The 25,664-nt window shown below is 72.1% G+C and carries 20 protein-coding genes; 15 read left to right on the top strand and 5 right to left on the bottom strand.

Features of this window, described 5'->3' with window-relative positions; genetic code table 11:
- Window positions 1-352: 352 nt before the first annotated feature.
- The 7 genes from leuS to ACFVYX_RS00980 all read left to right on the top strand — a co-directional run bounded on the left by leuS (window position 353) and on the right by ACFVYX_RS00980 (window position 10,564).
- Window positions 353-3,229, top strand: coding sequence for a leucine--tRNA ligase (leuS, locus tag ACFVYX_RS01010; RefSeq protein WP_389679155.1), 2,877 nt, complete (start codon window positions 353-355; stop codon window positions 3,227-3,229).
- 135 nt (window positions 3,230-3,364) lie between these two features.
- Window positions 3,365-4,126 carry a hypothetical protein gene (locus ACFVYX_RS01005; RefSeq protein ID WP_389679154.1) on the top strand — a complete coding sequence of 254 codons (762 nt, stop codon included), beginning with the start codon at window positions 3,365-3,367 and terminating at the stop codon, window positions 4,124-4,126.
- A gap of 49 nt (window positions 4,127-4,175) precedes the next feature.
- Window positions 4,176-5,021 (top strand): DegV family protein, encoded by an 846-nt coding sequence (locus tag ACFVYX_RS01000; protein WP_389679153.1) that lies wholly within the window; start codon window positions 4,176-4,178, stop codon window positions 5,019-5,021.
- Between the two features lie 108 nt (window positions 5,022-5,129).
- Window positions 5,130-6,119: a helix-hairpin-helix domain-containing protein gene (locus tag ACFVYX_RS00995; protein ID WP_389679152.1), complete on the top strand. Its 990-nt coding sequence runs from the start codon at window positions 5,130-5,132 to the stop codon at window positions 6,117-6,119.
- The gene (locus ACFVYX_RS00990) at window positions 6,116-8,620 is read left to right on the top strand and encodes a ComEC/Rec2 family competence protein (RefSeq protein WP_389679151.1); all 2,505 of its coding nucleotides are present in this window, start codon (window positions 6,116-6,118) and stop codon (window positions 8,618-8,620) included. Before ACFVYX_RS00995 ends, ACFVYX_RS00990 begins: the two co-directional genes overlap by 4 nt.
- A 29-nt stretch (window positions 8,621-8,649) precedes the next feature.
- The gene (locus ACFVYX_RS00985) at window positions 8,650-9,294 is read left to right on the top strand and encodes a winged helix-turn-helix domain-containing protein (RefSeq protein WP_389679150.1); all 645 of its coding nucleotides are present in this window, start codon (window positions 8,650-8,652) and stop codon (window positions 9,292-9,294) included.
- A 4-nt stretch (window positions 9,295-9,298) separates the two neighbouring features.
- A complete protein-coding gene (locus tag ACFVYX_RS00980; protein ID WP_389679149.1) occupies window positions 9,299-10,564 on the top strand; it encodes an MFS transporter in 1,266 nt (421 codons plus the stop codon).
- Window positions 10,565-10,683: 119 nt separating this feature from the next.
- Here the strand turns inward: ACFVYX_RS00980 and ACFVYX_RS00975 are convergent, their stop codons facing one another.
- Complete coding sequence (locus ACFVYX_RS00975) at window positions 10,684-10,944, bottom strand: hypothetical protein (protein ID WP_389679148.1); 261 nt, start codon at window positions 10,942-10,944, stop codon at window positions 10,684-10,686.
- Window positions 10,945-10,977: 33 nt separating this feature from the next.
- On the opposite strand from ACFVYX_RS00975, the gene holA reads away from it, so the two are divergent.
- Window positions 10,978-11,967 carry a DNA polymerase III subunit delta gene (gene holA / locus ACFVYX_RS00970; protein WP_389679147.1) on the top strand — a complete coding sequence of 330 codons (990 nt, stop codon included), beginning with the start codon at window positions 10,978-10,980 and terminating at the stop codon, window positions 11,965-11,967.
- A 483-nt stretch (window positions 11,968-12,450) separates the two neighbouring features.
- Here the strand turns inward: holA and rpsT are convergent, their stop codons facing one another.
- Entirely contained in the window at window positions 12,451-12,717 is a 267-nt protein-coding gene (gene rpsT, locus ACFVYX_RS00965) for a 30S ribosomal protein S20 (RefSeq protein WP_030217470.1), read from the bottom strand.
- Window positions 12,718-12,901: 184 nt separating this feature from the next.
- Between rpsT and lepA the strand changes: the two genes are divergently transcribed.
- From lepA to hemW, 3 genes are all read left to right on the top strand, one after another.
- Entirely contained in the window at window positions 12,902-14,767 is a 1,866-nt protein-coding gene (gene lepA, locus ACFVYX_RS00960) for a translation elongation factor 4 (RefSeq protein WP_389679146.1), read from the top strand.
- 245 nt (window positions 14,768-15,012) lie between these two features.
- Window positions 15,013-16,890: an AMP-dependent synthetase/ligase gene (locus ACFVYX_RS00955; RefSeq protein WP_389679144.1), complete on the top strand. Its 1,878-nt coding sequence runs from the start codon at window positions 15,013-15,015 to the stop codon at window positions 16,888-16,890.
- A gap of 79 nt (window positions 16,891-16,969) precedes the next feature.
- Window positions 16,970-18,202: a radical SAM family heme chaperone HemW gene (gene hemW, locus ACFVYX_RS00950; RefSeq protein WP_389679143.1), complete on the top strand. Its 1,233-nt coding sequence runs from the start codon at window positions 16,970-16,972 to the stop codon at window positions 18,200-18,202.
- 72 nt (window positions 18,203-18,274) lie between these two features.
- Here hemW and ACFVYX_RS00945 read toward each other — a convergent pair whose 3' ends face one another.
- The 3 genes from ACFVYX_RS00945 to ACFVYX_RS00935 all read right to left on the bottom strand — a co-directional run bounded on the left by ACFVYX_RS00945 (window position 18,275) and on the right by ACFVYX_RS00935 (window position 21,388).
- Window positions 18,275-19,462 carry a Cmx/CmrA family chloramphenicol efflux MFS transporter gene (locus tag ACFVYX_RS00945; protein ID WP_389679142.1) on the bottom strand — a complete coding sequence of 396 codons (1,188 nt, stop codon included), beginning with the start codon at window positions 19,460-19,462 and terminating at the stop codon, window positions 18,275-18,277.
- Between the two features lie 383 nt (window positions 19,463-19,845).
- Window positions 19,846-20,649 carry a DUF3097 domain-containing protein gene (locus ACFVYX_RS00940; RefSeq protein WP_389679141.1) on the bottom strand — a complete coding sequence of 268 codons (804 nt, stop codon included), beginning with the start codon at window positions 20,647-20,649 and terminating at the stop codon, window positions 19,846-19,848.
- A gap of 10 nt (window positions 20,650-20,659) precedes the next feature.
- A complete protein-coding gene (locus ACFVYX_RS00935) occupies window positions 20,660-21,388 on the bottom strand; it encodes an MBL fold metallo-hydrolase (protein WP_389679139.1) in 729 nt (242 codons plus the stop codon).
- Between the two features lie 147 nt (window positions 21,389-21,535).
- On the opposite strand from ACFVYX_RS00935, the gene hrcA reads away from it, so the two are divergent.
- The 4 genes from hrcA (at window position 21,536) to ACFVYX_RS00915 (ending at window position 25,651) form a co-directional block, all read left to right on the top strand.
- Window positions 21,536-22,555 (top strand): heat-inducible transcriptional repressor HrcA, encoded by a 1,020-nt coding sequence (hrcA, locus tag ACFVYX_RS00930; RefSeq protein WP_389679138.1) that lies wholly within the window; start codon window positions 21,536-21,538, stop codon window positions 22,553-22,555.
- Window positions 22,556-23,695, top strand: a complete 1,140-nt coding sequence (gene dnaJ / locus ACFVYX_RS00925) for a molecular chaperone DnaJ (RefSeq protein ID WP_389679137.1) — start codon at window positions 22,556-22,558, stop codon at window positions 23,693-23,695.
- A gap of 124 nt (window positions 23,696-23,819) precedes the next feature.
- Window positions 23,820-24,911: a nitronate monooxygenase gene (locus ACFVYX_RS00920; RefSeq protein ID WP_389679136.1), complete on the top strand. Its 1,092-nt coding sequence runs from the start codon at window positions 23,820-23,822 to the stop codon at window positions 24,909-24,911.
- Window positions 24,908-25,651, top strand: coding sequence for a 16S rRNA (uracil(1498)-N(3))-methyltransferase (locus ACFVYX_RS00915; RefSeq protein ID WP_389679134.1), 744 nt, complete (start codon window positions 24,908-24,910; stop codon window positions 25,649-25,651). The genes ACFVYX_RS00920 and ACFVYX_RS00915 overlap by 4 nt, the downstream gene beginning before the upstream one ends.
- Window positions 25,652-25,664 lie beyond the last annotated feature (13 nt).

The raw sequence follows: 25,664 nt of genomic DNA, 5'->3' as shown, positions 1-25,664 counted from the left end.
GTTGTTTCCGGCCTTGCTTGGTTTCCTGGAGTTCTGCAGTACAATTCACCTACCCCCCACACAAAACCCGGGCCCCCCCGGGTGGGGGGCCCCCGCTTCTTCGTGTGCCCGTCCCCCTCGCCGTACACACCGCGCCGCTCCGTGGAACGCCGGTGCGGCCCGCTCGGGCCCTGCGGTACCCTGGCGCCATGCGTGCCGTACGCCTTCTGCTTACCGAGCCGCGCTGATCAGTCCCGACGGATGACAGACATCTGTCGGAGTCGGCGCGGCGTCCCCTCCTGTGCGAGGGGATTTTTCATTTCACGGCAGTCCGTGGCAGTGGGCAGAGACGATCGATGGAGCTTCAAGGACCATGACCGAGATCAATACGGCCGCCGAGACGGCGGCCCCGCATCGCTACACGGCGGCCATGGCCGCCGACATCGAGGCACGCTGGCAGGACTTCTGGGACGCCGAGGGCACGTACGAGGCGCCGAACCCCACCGGCGACCTGGCGGGCGACCCCGAGATCGCCGCCCGGCCCAAGAAGTTCATCATGGACATGTTCCCGTATCCCTCGGGTGCGGGCCTGCACGTCGGCCACCCGCTCGGCTACATCGCCACGGACGTCTTCGCCCGCCACGCGCGCATGACCGGCCACAACGTGCTGCACACCCTGGGCTTCGACGCCTTCGGCCTGCCGGCCGAGCAGTACGCCGTGCAGACGGGCACGCACCCGCGCGTGTCCACCGAGGCCAACATGGAGAACATGAAGGTCCAGCTGCGCCGGCTGGGCCTGGGCCACGACAAGCGCCGGTCGTTCGCCACGATCGACCCCGAGTACTACAAGTGGACCCAGTGGATCTTCCTGCAGATCTTCAACTCCTGGTACGACGACGAGGCCGGCAAGGCCCGTCCGATCGCCGAGCTGATCGAGCAGTTCGAGAACGGCACGCGTGACGTCCCGGGCACCACGCGCGCGTGGAGCGAGCTGAGCGCCGCCGAGCGCTCCGACGTCCTGGGCGAGTACCGCCTGGCGTACGCCTCCGACGCGCCCGTCAACTGGTGCCCCGGCCTGGGCACGGTCCTGGCCAATGAGGAGGTCACCGCCGACGGACGCTCCGAGCGCGGCAACTTCCCCGTCTTCAAGTCCAAGCTGCGCCAGTGGAACATGCGGATCACCGCCTACGCGGACCGCCTGCTCGACGATCTGGACGCGCTGGACTGGCCCGAGGCCATCAAGCTGCAGCAGCGGAACTGGATCGGCCGCTCCGAGGGCGCCCGCGTCGACTTCCAGGTCGGCGACACCGGTGCGATCACCGTCTTCACCACCCGCCAGGACACCCTGTTCGGCGCCACCTACATGGTCCTGGCTCCCGAGCACGAACTGGTCGAGAAGATCGTCCCGGCCGCCTGGCCCGAGGGCACCCACGACGTGTGGACCGGCGGACACGCCACCCCGTCCGAGGCCGTCGACGCCTACCGCAAGCAGGCCGCGTCCAAGTCCGACGTCGAGCGGCAGGCCGACGCCAAGGAGAAGACCGGCGTCTTCACCGGCGCGTACGCGACCAACCCGGTCAGCGGCGAGCAGGTTCCCGTCTTCATCGCCGACTACGTCCTGATGGGCTACGGCACCGGCGCCATCATGGCCGTCCCGGCGCACGACACCCGCGACTTCGCCTTCGCGCGCGCCTTCGAGCTGCCGATGCGCTGTGTCGTGGAGCCCAGCGACGACCGCGGCACCGACCCGTCCACCTGGGACGACGCCTTCTCCTCGTACGAGGCGAAGCTGGTCAACTCCGCCAACGACGACATCTCCCTGGACGGCCTTGGCGTCGTCGACGCCAAGGAGAAGATCACCGCCTGGCTGGCCGACCGCGGCATCGGCGAGGGCACCGTCAACTTCCGGCTCCGCGACTGGCTGTTCAGCCGCCAGCGGTACTGGGGCGAGCCCTTCCCGATCGTCTACGACGAGGACGGCGTCGCCCACTCGCTGCCCGAGTCGATGCTGCCGCTGGAACTGCCGGAGGTCGAGGACTACTCGCCGCGCACCTTCGACCCGGAGGACGCGGACACCCAGCCGGAGACCCCGCTGTCCCGCAACGAGGACTGGGTGAACGTCACCCTGGACCTGGGCGACGGCGCCGGCCCCCGCAGCTACCGCCGCGAGACCAACACCATGCCCAACTGGGCGGGTTCCTGCTGGTACGAGCTGCGCTACCTCGACCCGCACAACTCCGAGAAGCTGGTCGACCCGGCCGTCGAGCAGTACTGGATGGGCCCCCGCGAGGGCATGCCGACCGGTGGCGTCGACCTGTACGTCGGCGGCGCCGAGCACGCCGTGCTGCACCTGCTGTACGCGCGCTTCTGGTCCAAGATGCTGTTCGACCTGGGACACATCTCCTCGGCCGAGCCCTTCCACAAGCTGTACAACCAGGGCATGATCCAGGCCTTCGTCTACCGGGACGCGCGCGGGATCGCCGTGCCGGCGGCCGAGGTCGAGGAGCGGGACGGCGGCTTCTGGTACCAGGGCGAGAAGGTCAGCCGCGTCCTGGGCAAGATGGGCAAGTCCCTGAAGAACGCCGTGACGCCCGACGAGATCTGCGCCGAGTTCGGCGCCGACACCCTCCGCCTGTACGAGATGGCGATGGGCCCGCTGGACGTGTCCCGCCCCTGGGACACGCGCGCCGTGGTCGGCCAGTACCGGCTGCTGCAGCGGCTGTGGCGCAACATCGTCGACGAGTCGACCGGCGAGGTCACCGTCGTCGACACCGAGGCCGACGAGGACACGCTGCGCGCCCTGCACAAGGCGATCGACGGCGTCTCGCAGGACATGGCGGCCATGCGTTTCAACACCGCCATCGCCAAGGTCACCGAGCTGAACAACCACCTGACGAAGTCGGGTGCCCCGCTCTCCCGGCCCGTCGCCGAGAAGCTGGTGCTGCTGGTCGCCCCCCTGGCCCCGCACATCGCCGAGGAACTGTGGCGCAAGCTGGGCCACACCGACTCGGTCGTCCACCAGGACTTCCCGGTCGCCGACCCGGCGTACGTTGTCGACGAGACCGTGACCTGCGTCGTGCAGATCAAGGGCAAGGTCAAGGCCCGCCTGGAGGTCTCGCCCTCGATCACGGACGCCGAGCTCGAGACGCTGGCGCTCGGTGACCCGCACGTGGTCGCCGCGCTGGGCGGCGCGGAGATCCGCAAGGTGATCGTGCGGGCGCCGAAGCTGGTCAACATCGTCGCCGGCTGACGGCATGCCTGACGGCACATAGGGGTTTCCCCTACGGGCAGGTTGGGGGTTCCGATGGAACCCTCGGCCTGCCCGTTCCGTTTACCGTGGAGGAACCACATCCGTGGGGACTCGACGGACGCCGGAGGGGCGCACATGGAAGCCGCGATTATCACGATCATGGCGCTGCTCTTCTTGTCGTTCGTGGTGCTCGGGGTCTACGCCACGGTGAAGGCGGCCAAGGCCGCCAAGCGGGGCGTCGACCGCACCCTCGACCAGGCCAGGCGCACGGTCGAGGACACGACGCTGCGGGCCAAGAGCTTCGGCCAGACCGGGGTCGCCGGCGAGCTGGCCAGACTGCGGCTGTCGCTGCGCACCTCGATGCGGGCCACCCAGGAGGCGCTGCAGGCCGGTGTCGGAGAGGACGCCTCGCTGAAGGAATCGCTCGACCTGTTCCACCGGCTCAGCGGGCACGGACTCGAACTGGACGAGGACCTCAAGCGCCTCGAGCGGGAGCCCGACCGGGCCTACGTGGCGAGGCAGCTTCCCGAACTCACCGCCCGCACCCAGCGGATCACCGGCTCGGCCGACGCGCTGCGCCGCGCCGCCCGGGACCGCGCACTCAAGTTCGCCGAGGACGACCTGTCGGCACTCAGCGACCAGATCGACGTCGAGGCGGATGCGCTGCGCCACTGGAGCGACCCGGAGACCACCCAGGGACCGGTACCGGGGGCTGCGGCCGCTCCCGGGGCTGATGCCCGTGCCGGGGAGGAATGGGCGCGCCCTGCCGGGGCGTCAGGGCAGTCGGCCCAGGGAGGCCCGGGCGCCGGCGGTGAGCCGCCCGCGATCACGGCGCCCGATCCCCGACGGACCACCTACCCCTGGGAGAAGTCGGCCCGCCCGGAGACCACCACCTGACGGGGGGCCGGGCTGCCGTGCGGCGGCTTCGGCGGGTAACCTCCCGCTCATGTCCCGGCATGTCGCGATCGTCACCGATTCCACGGCCTACCTGCCACGCCAGACGAGGGAGCGGCACGCCATCACCACGGTCCCGTTGACCGTCGTCATCGGCGACCGCGCCCTTGAGGAAGGTACGGAGATCTCGGCCAGGGCCCTTGTCGAGGCCCTCCAGAAGAAGCGGTCCGTCACCACCTCGCGGCCGAGCCCCGAGATCTTCGCCGAGGCCTACCGAGCGGCCGCCGAGGCGGGCGCGCCCGGCGTCGTCTCGCTCCATCTGTCCGCCGAGGTCTCGGGGACCTATGACGCGGCCGTCCTCGCCGCGAGGGACGCCCCGGTGCCCGTGCGGGTGGTGGACACCCGCATGATGGGCATGGCGCTGGGTTTCTGCGTGCTCGCGGCGGCGGAGGTCGCGGAGGCGGGTGGCTCGCCGGACGAGGCCGTCGCGGCAGCCGAGAAGCGCGCGGCGGGAACCTCCGCCTACTTCTACGTCGACACCCTGGACCATCTGCGCCGCGGCGGGCGCATCGGGGCGGCGCAGGCGCTGCTCGGCTCCGCGTTCGCCGTGAAGCCGCTGCTGGAACTCGACGGCGGGCGGATCGAGCTGCGGGAGAAGGTGCGGACGGCCTCGAAGGCCATCGCGCGGCTCGAGGAGATCGCTGTGGAACGCGCCGGTTCCGGCGCCGTCGACATCGCCGTCCACCATCTCTCGGCGCCCGAACGGGCCGCCGTCCTCGCCGACCGGCTCAAGGAGCGGGTACCGGGCATGGGGGAACTCCACGTCAGCGAGGTGGGGGCGGTCATCGGCGCCCACACGGGGCCCGGGCTTCTCGCGGTCGTCGTCTCGCCGCGCTGAGTCGGGCTGTCCCTCGCGGGAGTGACGGAGTTGTCCACAGGGTTCTCCCTGTCCACGGAAGCCAGGTGAGTCCCGCACGGCACAGCGGTGCTCCCTACCGTCACCCGCATGACTCTTCGTACACGCATCGCATCGACCACTCCCGACGTCCTGGGCGCGGCGGGAGCTCCGTCCAGCGGACCCGGCAGGGCGCCGGGTTCCGACGGGCGGAGCCGCCTCGGGGCGCGTGGTACGTCCGTGGGGCGGGCCAGGAGGCGGGCCCGGGTCAGGACGGCCGCGACGGTTCCCGGGGGCGTCGCACGGCGGCGGGGGGACGCCCTGTTCCCACCGGCGGCACCGGTGGTACCGGCGGCTCCGGCGGAGTCTCCAGGGGCTCCCGAGGAGGTGGAGCGGGGGTCCCCGCCCGGCGCGTGGAAGCGGATGGCGGCGACGCTGCGCGAGCGCACGCCGGTGTGGGTGCAGACCCGGTGCGGGCTCGAACCGAGGGCACTGGCCGCGCTGTCGGTGGTCCTGGTGGTGGCAGCGGTCCTCGCGGGCGGCTACTTCTGGACGGGTCGGCCGGAGCCGGTGCGCGCGCCCGAACTCGTCCGCGCGGCCCCCGTCGCCGCCGCGCCCGCCACACCGGCCGGACGAGGGGCGGGACCGGGTCCCGGGCCGGCGGCGGGCGGGAAGGTGATCGTCGACGTCGGCGGCAAGGTGCGCAGGCCCGGAGTGCTGACCCTGCCCGCGGGCTCGCGTGTGGCGGACGCCCTGCGCGCCGCGGGCGGGGCGAAGCCCGGCGCCGATCTCACGGGGCTCAACCGGGCCCGTGTCCTCTTCGACGGTGAGCAGGTCCTCGTCGGCCTGCCGGGGACGCCGGTCGGCGGCTCCGGTCCGGGGACCGGAGCCGGCGGGGCCGGTCCGGGAATCCCGCTGAGCCTCAACACGGCCACCGTCGAGCAGCTCGACACCCTGCCGGGCGTCGGCCCGGTCCTCGCCCGGCACATCGTCGACCATCGCACGGAGCACGGGGGCTTCCGGTCGGTCGGCGAGCTGCGCGAGGTCAACGGCATCGGTGAGCGGAGGTTCGCCGACCTCGAACCCCTGGTCCGGCCATGAACGGCGACGGGACGACGAGCGCGGATCGGGAGGCCTCGGGGCCCCCGTGGCGCGAGGGGCCCACCGATCTCCGGCTCGTCCCGCTCGCCGTGGCGGCCTGGGTGGCGGCGGCCTGCGCGGTGGGTGTTCCCGGGTGGTGGACGGTGGCCGGTGTCGTGGTCTGCCTGGCCGGAGCCGCCGCCCTGTCGGCACCGGCCGTGGGGCGGTGGCTCGGCGGCGAGAACGCGGCTCGGGGCGCGCCCGGATGGCGGTTGCGGGCGACCGCCTGCGCGGGGGTCCTGCTGTGTGCCGCGGCGGGGGCCACCTCGGCGGGACTGCACGCGGCGGACCTGCGGCGGGGCCCCGTACCGGCGCTCGCGCGGGAGTACGCGCGGGCGCAGCTGGAGGTGACGGTGACCTCCGATCCCCGGCTCACCCGGCCGCGCGTGCGGGGCAGCGAGACGGTCCCCGTCTCGGTCGTCCTGGACGGCGAGGTGACCCGGGCCGAGCAGCCCGACGGTACGGTCCACCGGACCCGGGCGCCGGTCCTGCTGATCGTGCCGCCGGGGGAGGGCCGGGAGGAGTGGCTGCGGCTCCTGCCCTCCACCCGGCTGAGGCTCGGCGCCCGGCTCGCGCCGCCGTCGCATCCGGGCGAGCCCTTCGCGGCCGTACTCAAGGTCGCAGGGGCGGGCCCGCCGCACGTCATCGGCCTGCCGAGCGCGACGCAGCGGACGGCGGGGGAGCTCCGCGCCGGGCTGCGGCGGGCGACCGAGGGGCTCGATCCCGACGCGCGGGCCCTGTTGCCCGGCCTGGTGGTCGGGGACACCTCCCGGATCGGGCCCGAGCTACGGGACGCCTTCGAAGCAACCGATCTCACGCACCTGCTCGCCGTCTCCGGAAGCAACCTCTCCATCGTCCTGCTCCTGCTCGTCGGCCGGCCCGGGCGGGCACACCAGGTGGAGCGGGGCGGGCTGGCGCCCCGGCTGGGGATGTCGCTGCGGGCCACCGCGCTGGCGGGGGGAGCGCTGACGCTCGCCTTCGTGGTCGTCTGCCGGCCCGACCCGAGTGTGCTGCGCGCCGCGGCCTGTGGGCTCGTCGTGCTGCTCGCGATCGGTACGGGCCGCCGGAGATCGCTGATCCCCGCGCTGGCCGCCGCCGTCCTCCTCCTGGTGCTCTATGACCCCTGGCTCGCGCGGAGTTACGGATTCCTGCTCTCGGTCCTGGCCACCGGGGCGCTGCTCACGGTCGCCCCCAGGTGGAGCGAGGCACTGCGACGGCGCCGGGTGCCGGGCAGGCTGGCGGAGGCGCTGGCGGCCTCTCTGGCGGCGCAGGCGGTGTGCGCTCCGGTCGTGGTGGTGTTCGCCGCCCGGGTGAGCCTGGTCGCGATCCCGGCGAATCTGTTCGCCGAGCTGGCGGTGGCGCCCGCGACGGTGTTCGGCTTCGCCGCGCTCGCCCTGGCCCCGGTCTGGACGCCGGCCGCGGAGTGCCTGGCCTGGGTGGCGGGTTGGCCCGCCGGGTGGATCGCGCGGGTGGCCCGTACCGGCGCCGCTCTGCCGGGGGCGGAGCTCACGTGGCCCGGCGGGTGGTGGGGCGGACTGGCCCTCGCGCTGCTCACCGCGCTGGTGGTGCTCGCCGTGCGGAAGCTGCCGTACCGGCGGCTGGTCGGCGCGCTCGTCGCCGTACTGCTCCTCCTCGTGGTGGTGCGGCCGGTTCCGCTGGTCCGGTGGGCCAACGGATGGCCGCCGCCGGGCTGGGTGTTCGCGATGTGCCAGGTGGGTCAGGGGGATGCGACGGTGCTCGCGGCGGGCGGGGATGAGGCCGTCGTGGTCGACGCGGGTCCCGACCCCGTGTCGGTGGACCGCTGCCTGCGTGAACTCGGGGTGAGACGAGTGCCGTTGCTGGTGCTGACCCACTTCCACGCGGACCATGTGGCCGGGCTGCCGGGGGTGCTGCGGGGGCGGTCGGTGGGGGCGATCCAGACGACGGGGCTGGAGGAGCCGCCGGCACAGGCCCGGTTCGTGCGGCGGACGGCCGCGGCTGCGCGCGTGCCGGTGATCGTCGCGGGGCCGGGGGAGCGGCGGCGGGCAGGGGCGCTGGAATGGCAGGTGCTGTGGCCGACGGAGGGTCCGGGTTTCGGGGTGTCGTCCGAAGGACCGAACGACGCCAGTGTCACGCTGCTCGTCCGGACCGCCGGGGGAGTGACCCTGCTGCTTCTCGGCGATCTTGAACCGCCGGCCCAGCGGGCCCTGCTGCGGGCCCGTCCGGAGCTCGCGCCGGTGGATGTGCTCAAGGTGGCCCACCATGGCTCGGCCCATCAGGACCCCGGGCTGATACGGGCCGTACGGCCGCGGCTCGCGCTCGTGTCGACGGGGCGCGACAACCCGTACGGCCATCCCTCGCCCCGGACGATGGAGGCTCTGCGGGGCGGTGGGGCGCGGGTGCTGCGGACCGATCAGGACGGGGCGATCGCCGTGACGGGAGCGGGGGCGGGGCTGGTGGCCGTACCGAGAGGACGCTTGTAAAGGAGCCTTTCTAAAGATACCTTTTCATCATGCCGGAGAACAGCGAACCGCAGCACGGGGACGAGCAGCCCCGCAGTATCCGACTCACCGACCCGCGCGCTCTGCGGGCCTACGCCCACCCCCTGCGCATGACCCTGGTGGGCCTGCTGCGCGGCAACGGACCCTTCACCGCCACCCGGGCCGCCGAGCTGACCGGGGAGTCCGTGGCCAGCTGCTCCTATCACCTGCGGATACTCGCCAAGTACGGGCTCGTGGAGGAGGCGCCGGGGGGCCGGGGGCGGGAGAAGCCCTGGCGTGCCACGGCCCGGTACACGGAGTGGCCGGAGTACAGCGAGGACCCGACGGTCGCGGAAGCGGCCGACGCCCTCAGCGTCGCCGTCGCCGAGCGCTACTTCGAGCGGGTCACCCGGGCCATGGAGAACCGGCACCGGTTGCCGAAGGAGTGGCGGGAGGCGGAGGAGTTCGGCGACTCCTTGCTCCACCTGACGCCCGAGGAACTGCTCCGCCTCGGCGAGCAGATCCACGCGCTGCTGCGGCCCTACGAGGCCCGTCAGTCGGATCCCTCCCTCCGGCCGGAAGGCGCCCGGCCCGTCACCGTCCTGCGGATCGCCTACCTGGATCAGGACGCTCCCCATGACACCCCCCAGGACCTCCCCGAAAGCGAAGAGGAGTAGCGACGTGGCCCTCGTGGAACGCGTACCGGCCCTGCTGCGCGAGCGGTCCTTCCGCCGCTACTGGACCGGGCAGACCATCTCCCTCGCGGGGGACCAGATATCTCTGATGGCGATCCCACTCGCGGCCGTCCTGGTCCTCGGCGCGGACGCGGCGGCGATGGGCTGGCTCAAGGCCGCCGAGCTCCTGCCCGCCCTCCTGCTCAACCTGCCGCTCGGCGCCTGGGCCGACCGGCAGGCGAGCCGCAGACGCGCCATGATCGCGGCCGACCTCGGGCGGGCGGCGCTGGTGCTGACCCTTCCCGTGGCCTACGCCCTCGACGCGCTGACCCTCACCCAGCTGTACGTGGTGGCCTTCGGGATCGGCGCGCTCACCGTGCTCTTCGAGGTCTGCAACACCACGCTCTTCGTGGCGCTCGTCCCCACCGAGAGCTACGTGCAGGCGAACGCTCTGGTCAACGGCAGCCGTTCGACGGCCTGGCTGGCGGGGCCGGGGATCGGCGGCCTGCTCGTGCAGTTCCTCACCGCTCCCCTCGCCCTGCTCGCGGACGCCCTGACCTATCTGGTGTCGGCCGGATATCTGGCGCGGATCAAGCCGGTGGAGCCCCCGCCGGCGCCCGTGGTGAAGGGCCACTTCACCGAGGGCCTGCGCTGGGTGCTCCGGGACCGCTCGATGCGCGCGTTGTTCGCCGCATCCGGCACGGTCCAGTTCTTCAACTACATGTTCCACACCCTCTTCGTGCTCTACGTGACCACCGAGCTCGGCATCAGCGCGGGCCTGCTCGGTCTGATCCTCGGAGCCGGGGCCGTGGGCGGTCTCCTCGGGGCGATGTTCAGCGGGGCGGTCGTCCGGCGGATCGGCATCGGGGGCTCGCTCGTCGCCGGGTTCCTCGGATTCACGCTGCCCCTGCTTCTGATACCCCTCGCCGAAGGCCCGCTTCCGCTGGTGGTGTTCGTGATGTTCCTCGCCGAGTTCCTGTCGTGCGTGGGCGTGATGATCGTGGACATCGCCGCGGGGTCGTTCCAGATGGCGCTGATACCGGACGCCGTCCGGGCCCGGGTCATGGGGGCGTACCGGACGCTCAACCACGGCTTTCGCCCGATCGGCGCGCTCGTCGGCGGTCTGCTCGGCACCGCGATCGGGCTGCGCCCGACCCTGTGGATCGCCACCGTGGGCGCGGTGCTCGCCGTGCTGTGGGTGCTGCCCTCGCCCCTGCCGCGCATGCGGGAACTGCCCGCGCGGGAGGGGGAGCCGGCGCCGGTCGTCGGATAGGCGTGAGGGATCGTCCCGGGCGGGAAGGCGGGCGGGGGCGGATGGTGAGGCGGGCGGGGAGGCGCTGCGGAACCTCCGATTCGAGTGCCCAGGAGGGCGGCCGGGGGCCGAGGGACGCGCTACGGGGCCTCCAGCCAGCCGTCGTACTCGGCGGCCAGTCCGTCGAGCGCCGCCGGGTCGAGCCGGCCCTCCGGATCCTCGACGACCACCAGCCACTGGGCGTCCTCGGCGTCGTCCTCCCCGGCGAGGGAGTCCCGTACGAGCTGCGGTTCCTCGGCGACGCCGAAACGATCGGGGAGTTCCCCCGCGACCTCCTCGGCGGCGTCGCGGTCGGGGAGTACCAGTACGTGTCGTTCGCTCACCCCGCCATTCTCGGGCATCGCTGTCGGTGCCCCGTGGGATGCTGGATCGCGATGGCCACCAGAAAGACTTCCCCCGACGACCTCCTCGGCCCCGTGACGCTCGCCGTGGGCCAGGAGGACCTGCTCCTCGACCGCGTCGTCCAGGAGGTGGTGGCGGCCGCCCGTGCCGCCGACGCCGACACGGATGTGCGCGACCTCACGCCGGACCAGCTCCAGCCCGGCTCGCTGGTGGAGCTCACCAGCCCCTCGCTCTTCGCCGAGCGCAAGGTGCTCGTCGTGCGGAACGCGCAGGACCTCTCCGCCGACACGATCAAGGACGTCAAGGTCTACCTCGACGACCCGGTCGAGGACATCTCGCTCGTCCTGCTCCACGCGGGCGGAGCCAAGGGCAAGGGCCTGCTCGACGCCGCGCGCAAGGCGGGGGCGCGGGAGGTGGCCTGTCCGAAGACGACGAAGCCGGCGGAGCGGCTGACGTTCGTACGGCAGGAGTTCCGGGCCCTCGGGCGGGCGGCCACGCCGGAGGCCTGTCAGGCGCTCGTGGACTCGATCGGCAGCGATCTGCGGGAGCTCGCGTCCGCGGTCGCGCAGCTCACGTCCGACGTGGACGGGACGATCGACGAGGCCGTCGTCGGGCGGTACTACACGGGCCGCGCCGAGGCCTCCTCCTTCAACATCGCGGACCGCGCGGTCGAGGGCCGGGCGGCGGAGGCCCTTGAGGCCCTGCGCTGGTCGCTCTCGACCGGCGTCGCGCCGGTGCTCGTCACCAGCGCGCTCGCGCAGGGCGTGCGGGCGATCGGCAAGCTGTCGTCGGCGCGGGGCGGCCGGCCCGCCGACCTGGCGCGGGAGCTGGGCATGCCGCCGTGGAAGATCGACCGCGTGCGGCAGCAGATGCGTGGCTGGACGCCGGACGGGGTGTCCGTGGCGCTGCGGGCGATCGCGGAGGCGGACGCGGGGGTGAAGGGCGGCGGGGACGACTCGGAGTACGCCCTGGAGAAGGCGGTGGTCGCGGTGGCGCGGGCGGCGAGGATGCGGCGGGAGTAGCCCGGGGGCGGGGTGGCCGGGCGGTGCCGGGCGGTGCCGGGCCGCGCTGGGCGGTGCCGACCGTGATGGGTCGGGCCTGGCCGGCGGCTCCGGGCCGTGGTGGGTCGGGACTGGCCGGGCGGTTCCGGGCCGTGGTGGGTCGGGACTGGCCGGGCGGTTCCGGGCCGTGGTGGGTCGGGCCGTGCTGGGCGGTGCCCGGGCCCGTGGGTCGGGCGGTGGCAGGCTGTGCTGGGTCGGGCCGTGCTGCGTGGTTCGTGGCCGGTGCCTGACCGGCCCCGCCCCCCTGTGCCCGTTCGTTCCCGGTTCCCCGGGTACGGCGAAGGCCCCGGCGGCTCCTGGGGAAGGAGGCGGCGGGGCCTTCGTCGTACAAGCTGGGTGGGCTCGCACCCGCGTGGCGAACGCGTCCGCGTGCGAGTCCTGGGTGGCCGGGCGGGAGCGGGAGAGAGGGCCCGCTGGGTCCCGTACGGCCGGTTACATCAGAGCTCAGCCCTGGAGAGCGGCAGCCTTGGTGGCCAGCGCCGACTTCTTGTTGGCGGCGGCGTTCTTGTGGATGACACCCTTCGAGACAGCCTTGTCGAGCGCGCGGGAGGCGGCGCGAGTGGCCACGACGGCCTTCTCGACGTCACCCGCGGCGACGGCCTCGCGGGCCTTGCGGATCGCGGTCTTGAGCGACGACTTGACGGCCTTGTTACGCAGGCGCGCCTTCTCGTTGGTCTTGTTCCGCTTGATCTGGGACTTGATGTTCGCCACGAAAAGAGCCTTTACAGGTTCGATGTTCCTTCTGGAGTGTGACTCGAGGCTGAGAGGGCGCACGAGACACAGCTGTCCACAGTATCAGTCACCCTCACGCCCGCCCAAACCGGGCGCAGGGCGACGGGCATGGGACCATGGAGCCTACGTATCGATCCGACATCGCCCCGAGACGAGACCCTGCGTGCCCGCGACTCCTACCAACGTGCCCGAGCCGAGCCGTACCGACCCGGCTCTGATCCGCAACTTCTGCATCATCGCGCACATCGACCACGGCAAGTCCACGCTCGCCGACCGGATGCTCCAGCTGACCGGTGTGGTCGACCAGCGGCAGATGCGTGCCCAGTATCTCGACCGGATGGACATCGAGCGGGAGCGCGGCATCACGATCAAGTCCCAGGCGGTCCGGCTGCCGTGGGCGCCGACCGAGGGGCCGGCTCAGGGCGCCACGCACATCCTGAACATGATCGATACCCCCGGGCACGTCGACTTCACGTACGAGGTCTCGCGTTCGCTCGCGGCCTGTGAGGGCACCGTCCTGCTGGTCGACGCGGCCCAGGGCATCGAGGCGCAGACCCTCGCCAACCTGTACCTGGCGATGGAGAACGACCTCACCATCGTTCCCGTGCTGAACAAGATCGACCTGCCGGCCGCGCAGCCGGAGAAGTTCTCCGAGGAGCTCGCCAACCTCATCGGCTGCCAGCCGGAGGACGTCCTCAAGGTCTCCGCGAAGACCGGTGTCGGCGTCGACGCCCTGCTCGACCGGGTCGTCCGGGACGTCCCCGCGCCCATCGGCGTCGCGGACGCCCCCGCGCGCGCGATGATCTTCGACTCCGTGTACGACTCGTACCGGGGCGTGGTGACGTACGTACGAGTGGTCGACGGTCAGCTCAACAAGCGCGAGCGCATCAAGATGATGTCGACCGGCGCCACCCACGAGCTGCTCGAGATCGGTGTCTCGTCCCCGGAGATGACGCCCGCCGACGGCATCGGCGTCGGCGAGGTCGGCTACATCATCACCGGCGTGAAGGATGTCCGTCAGTCCAAGGTCGGTGACACGATCACCTCCCTGAACAAGGGAGCCACCGAGGCCCTCGGCGGCTACAAGGACCCGAAGCCGATGGTGTTCTCGGGCCTCTACCCGCTGGACGGCTCGGAGTACCCGGACCTCCGCGAGGCCCTCGACAAGCTCCAGCTCAACGACGCCGCGCTCGTCTACGAGCCGGAGACCTCCGCCGCGCTCGGCTTCGGCTTCCGCGTCGGCTTCCTGGGTCTGCTCCACCTCGACGTGATCCGGGAGCGCCTGGAGCGCGAGTTCGGGCTCGACCTGATCGCCACCGCCCCCAACGTGGTCTACCGCGTGGTCATGGAGGACGGCAGCGAGCACACGGTCACGAACCCGAGCGAGTTCCCCGAGGGCAAGATCAACGACGTGTACGAGCCCGTCGTCCGCGCCACGATCCTCGCCCCCAGCGAGTTCATCGGCGCGATCATGGAGCTCTGCCAGACCCGTCGCGGCACCCTCATGGGCATGGACTACCTCTCCGAGGACCGGGTCGAGATCCGCTACACCCTGCCGCTCGCCGAGATCGTCTTCGACTTCTTCGACCAGCTGAAGTCCAAGACGCGCGGTTACGCCTCCCTGGACTACGAGCCCACCGGCGAGCAGGCCTCCAGCCTGGTCAAGGTCGACATCCTGCTGCACGGCGACAAGGTCGACGCGTTCTCCGCCGTCACCCACAAGGACGCCGCGTACGCCTACGGTGTGCGGCTCGTCGCCAAGCTGCGCGAGCTCATCCCGCGGCAGGCCTTCGAGGTGCCGATCCAGGCCGCGATCGGCTCCCGGGTCATCGCCCGCGAGACCATCCGCGCGATCCGGAAGGACGTCCTCGCCAAGTGCTACGGCGGTGACATCTCCCGTAAGCGGAAGCTGCTGGAGAAGCAGAAGGAAGGCAAGAAGCGCATGAAGATGGTCGGTTCGGTGGAGGTGCCGCAGGAGGCCTTCATCGCCGTCCTGTCGAGCGACGAGTCCTCCGGTAAGAAGAAGTAGCGGCCGGAAGAGGCATTCGACGAACGGGTCCACGCGCCACGCGCGCGTGGGCCCGTTCTCGCGACCGCACGAGGGCCGGTTCCCGCGACCACAGGAGGGCCCGTTCGTTATGGAAGCGACGTGAAGCGACGCCCTGTAGCCCCTTACGCGCCGGTCCTCGGCGCTTTACTCTGATCCCGGCTCGAAGGTTACTCGCCAGTTAGTTACGAACCACCAGCAGGCACCGCCGCCGCCCGGAGGACGTCGTGAGCGACACACAGACCCAGATCGAGAACCGGCCGCCTTCCGTGGCGACCCTCTTCCTTGAGCGCGTGGAGCGGACTCCGGACACGGAGGCCTACCGCTACCCCGTGCCCGCCGCCTCCGGCGCCGGTCCGGACGACTGGAAGTCGCTCAGCTGGGGCCAGGCCGCCGAGCGGGTCTACGCGATCGCCGCCGGTCTCGTCGACCTCGGCGTGCAGCCCGAGGAGCGCGTCGCCCTCGCCTCCTCCACCCGCGTCGAGTGGATCCTCGCCGACCTCGGCGTGATGTGTGCCGGCGCGGCGACCACCACGATCTACCCGCAGACCAACGCCGAGGAGTCGGCGTTCATCCTCTCCGACTCGGAGTCGAAGGTCCTCATCGCCGAGGACGCGGCGCAGCTCGCCAAGGCCGTGGAGCGCCGCGCCGACCTGCCGAACCTCCGCCAGGTGGTCGTCGTCGACGCCACCGGCGTGGAGAGCGACGGCGAGTTCGTCCTCACGCTCGCCGAGCTGGAAGCGCGCGGCAAGGCCTACCTGGAGAAGCACCCCGAGGCCGTCAAGGAGCGGGTCGCGGCGATCACCGCGACGCAGCTCGCCACCCTCATCTACACCTCGGGCACCACGGGCCGCCCCAAGGGCGTCCGCCTCCCGCACGACAACTGGTCGTACATGGCGAAGGCCATCGCCGCCACCGGCCTCGTCACCCAGGACGACGTCCAGTACCTGTGGCTGCCGCTCGCGCACGTCTTCGGCAAGGTCCTCACCTCGGGCCAGATCGAGGTCGGGCACGTCACCGCCGTCGACGGCCGCGTCGACAAGATCATCGAGAACCTGCCGGTGGTCCAGCCGACGTACATGGCAGCCGTGCCCCGCATCTTCGAGAAGGTCTACAACGGCGTCGCCGCCAAGGCCCGTGCGGCCGGCGGAGCCAAGTACAAGATCTTCCAGTGGGCGGCCGGTGTCTCCCGCGCGTACGCCAAGGCGAGCCAGGACAACTTCCGCCGCACCGGCACCGCCTCCGCGCCCTTCGGCCTCACCGCCAAGCACAAGGTCGCCGACGCCCTCGTCTACGCCAAGATCCGTGACGCCTTCGGCGGCAACCTGCGCGCGTGCATCTCCGGATCCGCCGCGCTCGCCCCCGAGATCGGCTACTTCTTCGCCGGCGCGGGCATCCACATCCTGGAGGGGTACGGACTCACCGAGTCCTCCGCCGCCTCCTTCGTCAACCCCGGCGAGGCCTACCGCACCGGCACCGTCGGCAAGCCGCTCCCCGGCACCGAGGTCCGCATCGCCGACGACGGCGAGATCCTGCTGCGCGGCCCCGGCATCATGGAGGGCTACCACGGCCTCCCCGAGAAGACGGCCGAGGTCCTGGAGTCCGACGGCTGGTTCCACACCGGTGACATCGGCGAGCTGTCCGCCGACGGCTACCTGCGGATCACCGACCGCAAGAAGGACCTGATCAAGACGTCCGGCGGCAAGTACATCGCGCCCGCCGAGGTCGAGGGCCAGTTCAAGGCCGTCTGCCCGTTCGTCTCGAACATCCTCGTCCACGGCGCCGACCGGAACTTCTGCACCGCGCTGATCGCCCTCGACGAGCCCTCCCTCCTCGGCTGGGCCGCCGAGCACGACCTCGCGGGCAAGTCGTACGCCGAGATCGTCGCCGCCCCGCAGACCGTGGCGATGATCCAGGGCTACGTCGACCGCCTCAACGCCGGCCTCCAGCGCTGGCAGACGATCAAGAAGTTCCGGCTGCTGCCGCGCGACCTCGACATCGAGCACGGCGAGCTGACCCCGTCGCTGAAGCTGAAGCGGCCGGTGGTGGAGCGCGAGTACAAGGACCTCATCGAGGAGATGTACGCGGGCTCCCGGGAGTCCTGACCCCCGCGCGCCACCTTTTCCACAGGCCGTCGTCCACAGGCCGGACGTCCACCTCGGGCAGTACGGGACAATGGGGCTCATGCCTTCCGTACTGCCCGATGGTGAGACCGTTCCCGACGACGGGGCGCTGCCCCCGCACGCCCTGGAAGGGGCCGGTGAGCGGCCGCTCGGGTTCTACCTGCACGTGCCGTACTGCGCCACGCGCTGCGGCTACTGCGACTTCAACACCTACACGGCGAGCGAGCTGCGCGGCACCGGGGGCGTGCTGGCCTCCCGCGACAACTACGCCGACCAGGTCGCCGACGAGATCCGGCTCGCCCGGAAGGTGCTCGGGGACGACCCCAGGCCGGTGCGGACCGTGTTCGTCGGCGGCGGTACGCCCACGCTGCTCGCCGCCGGAGACCTCGTACGGATGCTGAAGGCCGTCAGGGACGAGTTCGGGCTCGCGGACGACGCCGAGGTCACGACCGAGGCGAACCCGGAGTCCGTGACCCCCGCGTACCTGGAGGAGCTGCGGGCCGGGGGCTTCAACCGGATCTCCTTCGGCATGCAGAGCGCCAAGCAGCACGTCCTGAAGATCCTCGACCGTACGCATACGCCGGGGCGGCCCGAGGCGTGCGTCGCGGAGGCGCGGGCGGCGGGCTTCGAGCACGTGAACCTGGATCTGATCTACGGGACCCCCGGGGAGACCGACGACGACTGGCGCGCCTCGCTCGACGCGGCGATCGGCGCCGGGCCCGACCACGTCAGCGCGTACGCCCTCATCGTCGAGGAGGGCACGCAGCTCGCTCGCCGCATCCGGCGCGGCGAGGTGCCGATGACCGACGACGACGTGCACGCCGACCGCTACCTCATCGCGGACTCCGTTCTCGCCGACGCCGGATTCGACTGGTACGAGGTGTCCAACTGGGCCACATCGGAAGCCGGCCGCTGCCTTCACAACGAGCTGTACTGGCGGGGGGCCGACTGGTGGGGCGCGGGCCCCGGCGCCCACAGCCACGTCGGCGGCGTCCGCTGGTGGAACGTGAAGCATCCCGGGGCGTACGCCGCCGCGCTGGCAGCCGGGACGTCGCCGGGGGCCGGACGGGAGCTGCTCTCCGAGGAGGACCGCAGAGTCGAGCGCGTACTCCTGGAGCTGCGGCTCAAGGAGGGCGTCGAGCTGTCCCTCCTCAAGCCGGAGGGCCTCGCGGCCTCCCGCAAGGCCCTCACCGACGGACTGCTCGACGCCGGACCGTACGCCGCCGGGCGGGCCGTTCTGACCCTGCGCGGACGGCTGCTCGCCGACGCGGTGGTGCGGGACCTCGTGGACTAGGGGGTGTCTTGTCGAGTCGATCAGGCCGGGTCCGGCCCGCCCGGCCTTTTTGCCTTCCCCCGCTCGGGCCCGTCAGGTTCCGGGGCCTGTCCGGCGGATCGTGGCCGGGACCGTGAGCACCCCGCGTGACGGCAGGGCGATGAGCAGGGCGCTCAGGACGAGCAGGCCGCTCGCCCACAGCGGTCCGAGCGTCCCCGCCCCGGTGCGGAGGGAGACGGCGGCGACGAGCGGTCCGGCGGCGGCCCCGACGTTGAGCGCCGCGGTCGCGTAGGAGCCGGCCATGGTGGGGGCTCCCGCGGCCTCGTAGAGGACCCGGGCGATCAGGGTGCCGCCCAGCGCGAACGACGCCGTGCCCTGCACGAACACGAGGGTGAGCAGCGCGACGGGCTCCTCGGCCAGCACGGCCAGAGCGGGCCAGCCGACGAGCAGCAGCGGACCGCCGACCGCGACGACCAGGCCCGGGTACCGGTCGGACAACCGTCCCGCGAGGGTGATCCCGGCGAAGGAACCCACCCCGAAGAGGACCAGGGCGACCGGAACCCACAGCTCGCCCAGCCCGGCGGAACCGGTCACGACGGGTGCCAGGAAGGTGAAGCTCGCGAAGGTCGCCGCGTTCACCAGGGCGCCGAGCAGCATCACCAGGAGCAGCCGCGGATGCCCGAGCCGCGCCAGCTCCGAGCGCAGGTCCGGCCCCTCGGCCGTGCCTTCCCCCGCGGGCCGCGCCGGGACTCCCCGGAGGACACCGAGGGCCGCGGGCAGGCAGAGAGCGGCGACGGCCCAGAACGTGGCCCGCCAGTCGAGCAGTGTGCCGAGCAGCGAGCCGGCGGGGACTCCGGCGATCGTGGCGACCGTCGTGCCCGACAGCAGAACGGCCAGCGCGCGCCCCTTCCGGTCCGGCGGCACGAGCCGGGTGGCGGTGGTCAGGGCCACGGCGAGGAATCCGGCGTTCGCGAGGGCCGCGACGATCCTGGTGGCGAACAGGACGGTGAAGCTGGTGGTGACGGCGCCCAGGACGTGCGCCGCCGAGAACACGAGGACGAACCCGAGCAGGCTCGCCCGCACCGGCCAGGCGCGGGCGAGAGCGGCCAGCAGCGGGGCGCCGACGATCATTCCGACGGCGAAGGCCGAGGTGAGCAGACCCGCGCTTCCGACCGTGACGCCGAGGTCGGAGGCGATGTCCGGCACGAGGCCGGCGAGCATGAATTCCGAGGTGCCCATGGCGAAGACCGCCAGGGCGAGCAGAAAGAGCGGGAGAGGCATCGAGTGGCTCCGGGGTGAGGAGAATGACGACAGAGGCATCTCGTCACCGCGGTCAGCACCCACGGGCACCCGCGTCCGGCCGCGGAGTGCGGCGGGACGGCATGGCGGCAGGACTGTGAACCCAGTGGTCCGTAGGAGACGAATCCGGCGTACGTACGCGACGAATCCGGCGTACGTACGCGACGAACCCGGCGGTCCGTACGCGACGAACCCAGTGGTCCGTGAGAAGTCAGGGGTTCAGGGGGCTGACGGCGTGACCGAAAGCCCCCGACGTGTCCGACTCGGGGCTCGACATGCCGCGCACGCTACCCGACCGCGCCCGCCGAGGCACCCCGGTTCGCACGGGGGCGGGAGGGGGCGAGCGGGAAAGGGCAAGGCACCCCCTACGGCGCCGTCACGAAGTCGATCAGTTCCTCCACCCGGCCCAGCAGCTCCGGTTCCAGGTCCTTGTACGAGGTGACCTTCGACAGGATGTGCCGCCACACCGCGCCCGTGTTGTCGTGAGGCCAGCCGAGGGCCCGGCAGACGCCCGTCTTCCAGTCCTGGCCCCGGGGGACCGTCGGCCAGGCCCGGATGCCCAGGGACGACGGCTTCACCGCTTCCCAGACGTCGATGTACGGGTGGCCGACGACCAGCACGTCCGGGGACACCACCTGCGCGGCGATGCGCGACTCCTTCGAGCCCGGGACCAGGTGGTCCACCAGGACGCCCAGGCGGGCGTCCGGCGCCGGGCCGAACTCCGCCACGATCGACGGCAGGTCGTCGACGCCCTCCAGGTACTCCACGACCACGCCCTCGATGCGCAGGTCGTCGCCCCAGACCCGCTCCACGAGCTCGGCGTCGTGGCGGCCCTCGACATAGATCCGGCCCGCCCGGGCCACGCGCGCGCGTGCGCCCGGCACCGCGACCGAGCCCGAGGCCGTACGGGTGGGGCGGGCGGGAGCGGCGACCGGTCGCACCAGGGTCACCACCCGGCCCTCCAGGAGGAAACCGCGCGGTTCCATCGGAAAGACCCGATGCTTGCCGAAGCGGTCCTCCAGGGTCACTGTGCCCGCCTCGCAGCGGATCACCGCCCCGCAGAAGCCCGTCGTGACCTCCTCGACGACGAGGTCACGGTCGGCCGGGATCTCCGGGACGGGCGCCGAGCGCTTCCAAGAGGGTGTCAGGTCCGGGTCGTAGCTGCGCATTTGCGCGACGTTATGACACCCCGAAGCGGTGTGCCAGCTCATCGCGCTGTGCCCGCACGAACGTGGCGTCCACCACCGCACCGTGCCCCGGTACGTACAGCGCCTCCTCGCCGCCCAGCCGCAGCAGCCGGTCGAGCGCGTCCGGCCAGCGGGAGGGGATCGCGTCCGGGCCCGCCTGCGGCTCTCCCGACTCCTCCACCAGGTCGCCGCAGAAGACCACCTCCCGCTCTCCCGGTACCAGGAGCACCAGGTCATGCCCCGTGTGACCGGGCCCGACGTTCGCCAGGAGGACCTGTCGGCCGCCGAGGTCGAGCGTCCACTCGCCGGAGACCACGTGCCGCGGCGCCACCAGGACGTCCACGGCCTCCGCGGCCGCCGTCTCGTCGAGGCCCTGTCGTACCGCGTCCGTGCGCAGCTCCTCCCGGTCCCTCGTCCGGCCGAGCAGCTCGTCCGAGCCGACCGCGCCGAAGACCTCCGCGCCCGCGAAGGCCGCCGTGCCCAGCACATGGTCGAAATGGGGATGGCTGAGTGCGATGTGCGTCACTCTCCGGCCGCCCGTGAGCTCCGCCACCTGGGTCCGCAGCTCGCCGCCCTCGGCGAGCGACGAGCCCGTGTCGTACAGCAGCGCCGCCCGTTCGCCCAGTACCAGTCCCACCGTGGCGTCCCAGCGGGGCAGTCGGCGCCGGCCCACCCCGTCCGAGAGCCGCTCCCACCCGTACGCTTCCCAATCCACGTCCATGGGGCGACGCTAGCCGGTGGGGCGCCGCCTCCTTGCCAGGAGCGACGCCCGCCGCCGTACACTGGCCGGGGGATCGCTGGCACTCGGACAGGGTGAGTGCCAAAAGCGGAGCAACCGGAACGACGACGACAGCTGGAGGTGCGCACGATGCTCAGCGAACGCAGACTCGAAGTCCTGCGCGCCATCGTTCAGGACTACGTCGGGACGGAGGAGCCCGTCGGCTCCAAGGCGCTCACCGAACGCCACAAGCTCGGCGTCTCGCCCGCCACCGTGCGCAACGACATGGCCGTTCTGGAGGAAGAGGGCTTCATCGCCCAGCCCCACACCAGCGCCGGCCGCATCCCGACCGACAAGGGCTACCGGCTCTTCGTCGACCGGCTCGCCGGCGTCAAGCCGCTGTCGACGCCCGAGCGCCGGGCCATCCACAACTTCCTCGACGGCGCGGTGGACCTGGACGACGTCGTCGGCCGCACGGTCCGGCTGCTCGCCCAGCTGACCCGTCAGGTCGCCGTCGTCCAGTACCCCTCGCTGACCCGTTCGACCGTCCGGCACGTGGAGCTGCTCTCGCTGGCCCCCGCCCGCCTGATGCTGGTGCTCATCACGGACACCGGCCGCGTCGAGCAGCGCCTCATCGACTGCCCCGCGCCCTTCGGCGAGACCTCGCTCGCCGATCTGCGGGCCCGGCTCAACAGCCGGGTCGTCGGCCGCAGGTTCGCCGACGTGCCGCAGCTGGTGCAGGACCTCCCCGAGTCCTTCGAGGAGACCGAGGACCGCGCCACGGTCTCGACCGTGCTCGCGACCCTCCTCGAATCCCTGGTCGAGGAGCACGAGGAGCGGCTGATGATCGGCGGCACCGCCAATCTCACCCGCTTCGGACACGACTTCCCCCTGATGATCAGGCCCGTCCTCGAAGCTCTGGAGGAGCAGGTCGTGCTCCTCAAGCTGCTGGGCGAGGCCAAGGAATCGGGCATGACCGTACGCATCGGGCACGAGAACGCCCACGAGGGGCTGAGCTCCACGTCCGTCGTCTCGGTCGGCTACGGTTCGGGCGGCGAGGCAGTCGCCAAACTCGGCGTGGTCGGACCGACCCGCATGGACTACCCCGGAACGATGGGAGCGGTACGCGCAGTGGCACGTTACGTCGGACAGATCCTGGCGGAGTCGTAAGTGGCCACGGACTACTACGCCGTACTCGGCGTGCGCCGCGACGCGTCCCAGGACGAGATCAAGAAGGCTTTCAGGAGGCTCGCCCGCGAGCTGCACCCGGACGTCAATCCCGATCCGAAGACGCAGGAACGCTTCAAGGAGATCAACGCCGCCTACGAGGTCCTCTCGGACCCGCAGAAGAAGCAGGTCTACGACCTGGGCGGCGACCCGCTCTCGGCCTCCGGCGGAGGCGGCGCGGGCGGCTTCGGTGCCGGTGGCTTCGGCAACTTCTCCGACATCATGGACGCCTTCTTCGGCACGGCCTCGCAGCGTGGACCGCGCTCGCGGACCCGCCGCGGCCAGGACGCCATGATCCGTCTGGAGATCGACCTCAACGAGGCGGCCTTCGGCACCACCAAGGACATCCAGGTCGACACGGCGGTCGTCTGTACGACCTGCTCGGGCGAGGGCGCCGCTCCCGGCACCTCCGCCCAGACCTGTGACATGTGCCGCGGCCGCGGCGAGGTCTCCCAGGTCACCCGGTCCTTCCTCGGCCAGGTCATGACCTCCCGCCCCTGCCCGCAGTGCCAGGGCTTCGGCACCGTCGTCCCGACCCCGTGCCCCGAGTGCGCGGGCGACGGCCGGGTCCGGTCCCGTCGCACGCTCACCGTCAAGATCCCGGCCGGTGTCGACAACGGCACCCGGATCCAGCTCGCGGGCGAGGGTGAGGTCGGTCCCGGCGGCGGCCCCGCCGGCGATCTGTACGTCGAGATCCACGAGACCCCGCACGACACGTTCCAGCGGCGCGGCGACGACCTGCACTGCACGGTCACCCTTCCGATGACCGCGGCCTCGCTCGGCACCAAGGTGCAGCTGCAGACCCTCGACGGCCTCGAGGAGATCGACATCCGTCCGGGCACCCAGTCCGGCCAGTCGATCCCGCTGCACGGCCGTGGTGTCACCCACCTGCGCGGCAACGGCCGGGGTGACCTGATCGTGCACGTCGAGGTGCAGACGCCGAGCAAGCTCGACGCGGAGCAGGAGCGGCTCCTGCGCGAACTGGCCAAGCTGCGCGGCGAGGAGCGGCCCACAGGCCAGTTCCAGCCGGGGCAGCAGGGGCTGTTCTCGCGGCTCAAGGACGCGTTCAACGGGCGGACCTGATCCGACCCGGAGGGGGCGGTACCCGCGTGTGCGGGTACCGCCCCTTCCAGCTTTCCGGAGCCGCCCCTTCCATGACCTGACGTACGGATTCGGCCCCGCAGCAGGGCCATGGCACGATGCCCATATGTCCACCACCGCACTGAACGATCTCTCTCGGTATCCGATCGTGCAGGCCCCCATGGCCGGTGGCGCCTCCTGTCCCGAGCTGGTCGGAGCCGTCTGCGAGGCCGGGGCGCTCGGCTTCCTGGCCGGCGGGTACAAGACGGCCGGAGGCCTGTACCAGGAGATCAAGCAGGTACGCGGGCTCACCGGGCGCCCCTTCGGCGTCAACCTCTTCCTGCCGCCCGGCGGACGGCCCGCCGACCCCGCCGCCGTCGAGGTCTACCGCCACCAGCTCGCCGGCGAGGCCACCTGGTACGACACCCCCCTCGGCGAGACCGACGCCGGCCGTGACGACGCCTACGACGCCAAGCTGGCCATCCTCCTTGAGGACCCGGTCCGCGTCGTCTCCTTCACCTTCGGCTGCCCCTCGCCCGAGGTCCTCGCCTCCTTCGCCCGCGTCGGCACGTTCACGATCGTCACCGTCACCTCCGCCGACGAGGCCCTCGCCGCCCAGCGGGCCGGCGCCGACGCCGTGTGCGTCCAGGGCTTCGAGGCCGGCGGCCACCAGGGCACGTACCGCGACGACCCGGCCGACGACGGAGCCCCGGGCACCGGGCTGCTGACCCTCCTCACCCGGGTCCGCGAGAGCGTCGCCCTGCCGATCGTCGCCACCGGCGGGATCATGCGGGGCGCGCAGATCGCCGCCGTCCTCGCCGCCGGAGCCGACGCCGCCCAGCTCGGCACCGCCTTCCTCTGCTGTCCCGAGTCGGGCGCCCACCCGCTGCACAAACGGGCCCTGACCGACCCCCTGTTCACCAGGACCGCCCTCACCCGCGCGTTCACCGGACGCCCGGCCCGCGGCCTCGTCAACCGCTTCATGCGCGAGCACGGGCCGTACGCCCCCTCCGCGTATCCCGAGATCCACCACCTCACCGCCCCGGTCCGCAAGGCCGCCGCCACCGCGGGCGACGCCCAGGGCATGGCCCTGTGGGCCGGCCAGGGCCACCGGCTCGCCCGCGAACTCCCCGCGGGACAGCTGGTCGAGGTGCTGGCCGCCGAACTCGACACCGCCCTCTCCGACCTCTCCGGGCCCGCCCACAGGAGCGCCTCATGACCGCCCCCGTCTTCGTCGTCGACGCCGTCCCCGGCACCGGCACCTTCGTCCTCGAAGGGCCCGAGGGGCGGCACGCCGTCTCCGTGAAGCGGCTCCAGGGCGGTGAGGACGTCGTCCTCACCGACGGCCGGGGCCGCTGGGCCGACTGCGTGGTGCTCACCGCCGAGGGCAAGGACCGGCTGACCGTCCAGGTCTCCCGCGACCACGAGGACCCCCAGGAGGAGCCCCGCGTCACCGTCGTCCAGGCGCTGCCCAAGGGCGACCGGGGCGAAGTCGCCGTCGAGACCATGACGGAGACCGGGGTGGACGCCGTCGTGCCGTGGGCCGCCTCCCGCTGCATCACCCAGTGGAAGGGCGACCGGGGCCTCAAGGCGCTCGCCAAGTGGCGTTCCACCGCGCGCGAGGCCGGCAAGCAGTCGCGCCGCACCCGGTTCCCCGAGGTCTCCGAGCTGATGACGACCAAGCAGGTCGCCGCGCTGCTCGCGGACGCCGACTTCGCGGCCGTCCTGCACGAGGACCGCGACCACCCGAGCGGCGCGCTCGCCACCGCCGAACTCCCCGCGAAGGGTTCCATCGTGCTGATCGTCGGACCCGAGGGCGGTGTCTCGCCGCAGGAGCTCGCGGTCTTCGAGGAGGCCGGGGCGAGGCCGTACCGGCTGGGCCGCAGTGTGCTGCGCACCTCGACGGCGGGCACGGCGGCGGCGGCGCTCGTCCTGGGGCGTACGGGGCGCTGGAGCTAGCCGGGACGGCCCG

It is taken from the genome of Streptomyces sp. NPDC058326 (genome assembly GCF_042879855.1).
In the GTDB taxonomy this organism is placed as follows: Bacteria; Actinomycetota; Actinomycetes; order Streptomycetales; family Streptomycetaceae; genus Streptomyces.
Note: the sequence above shows the minus strand (reverse complement) of the source record. Positions and strands in the feature narration are given on the sequence as shown.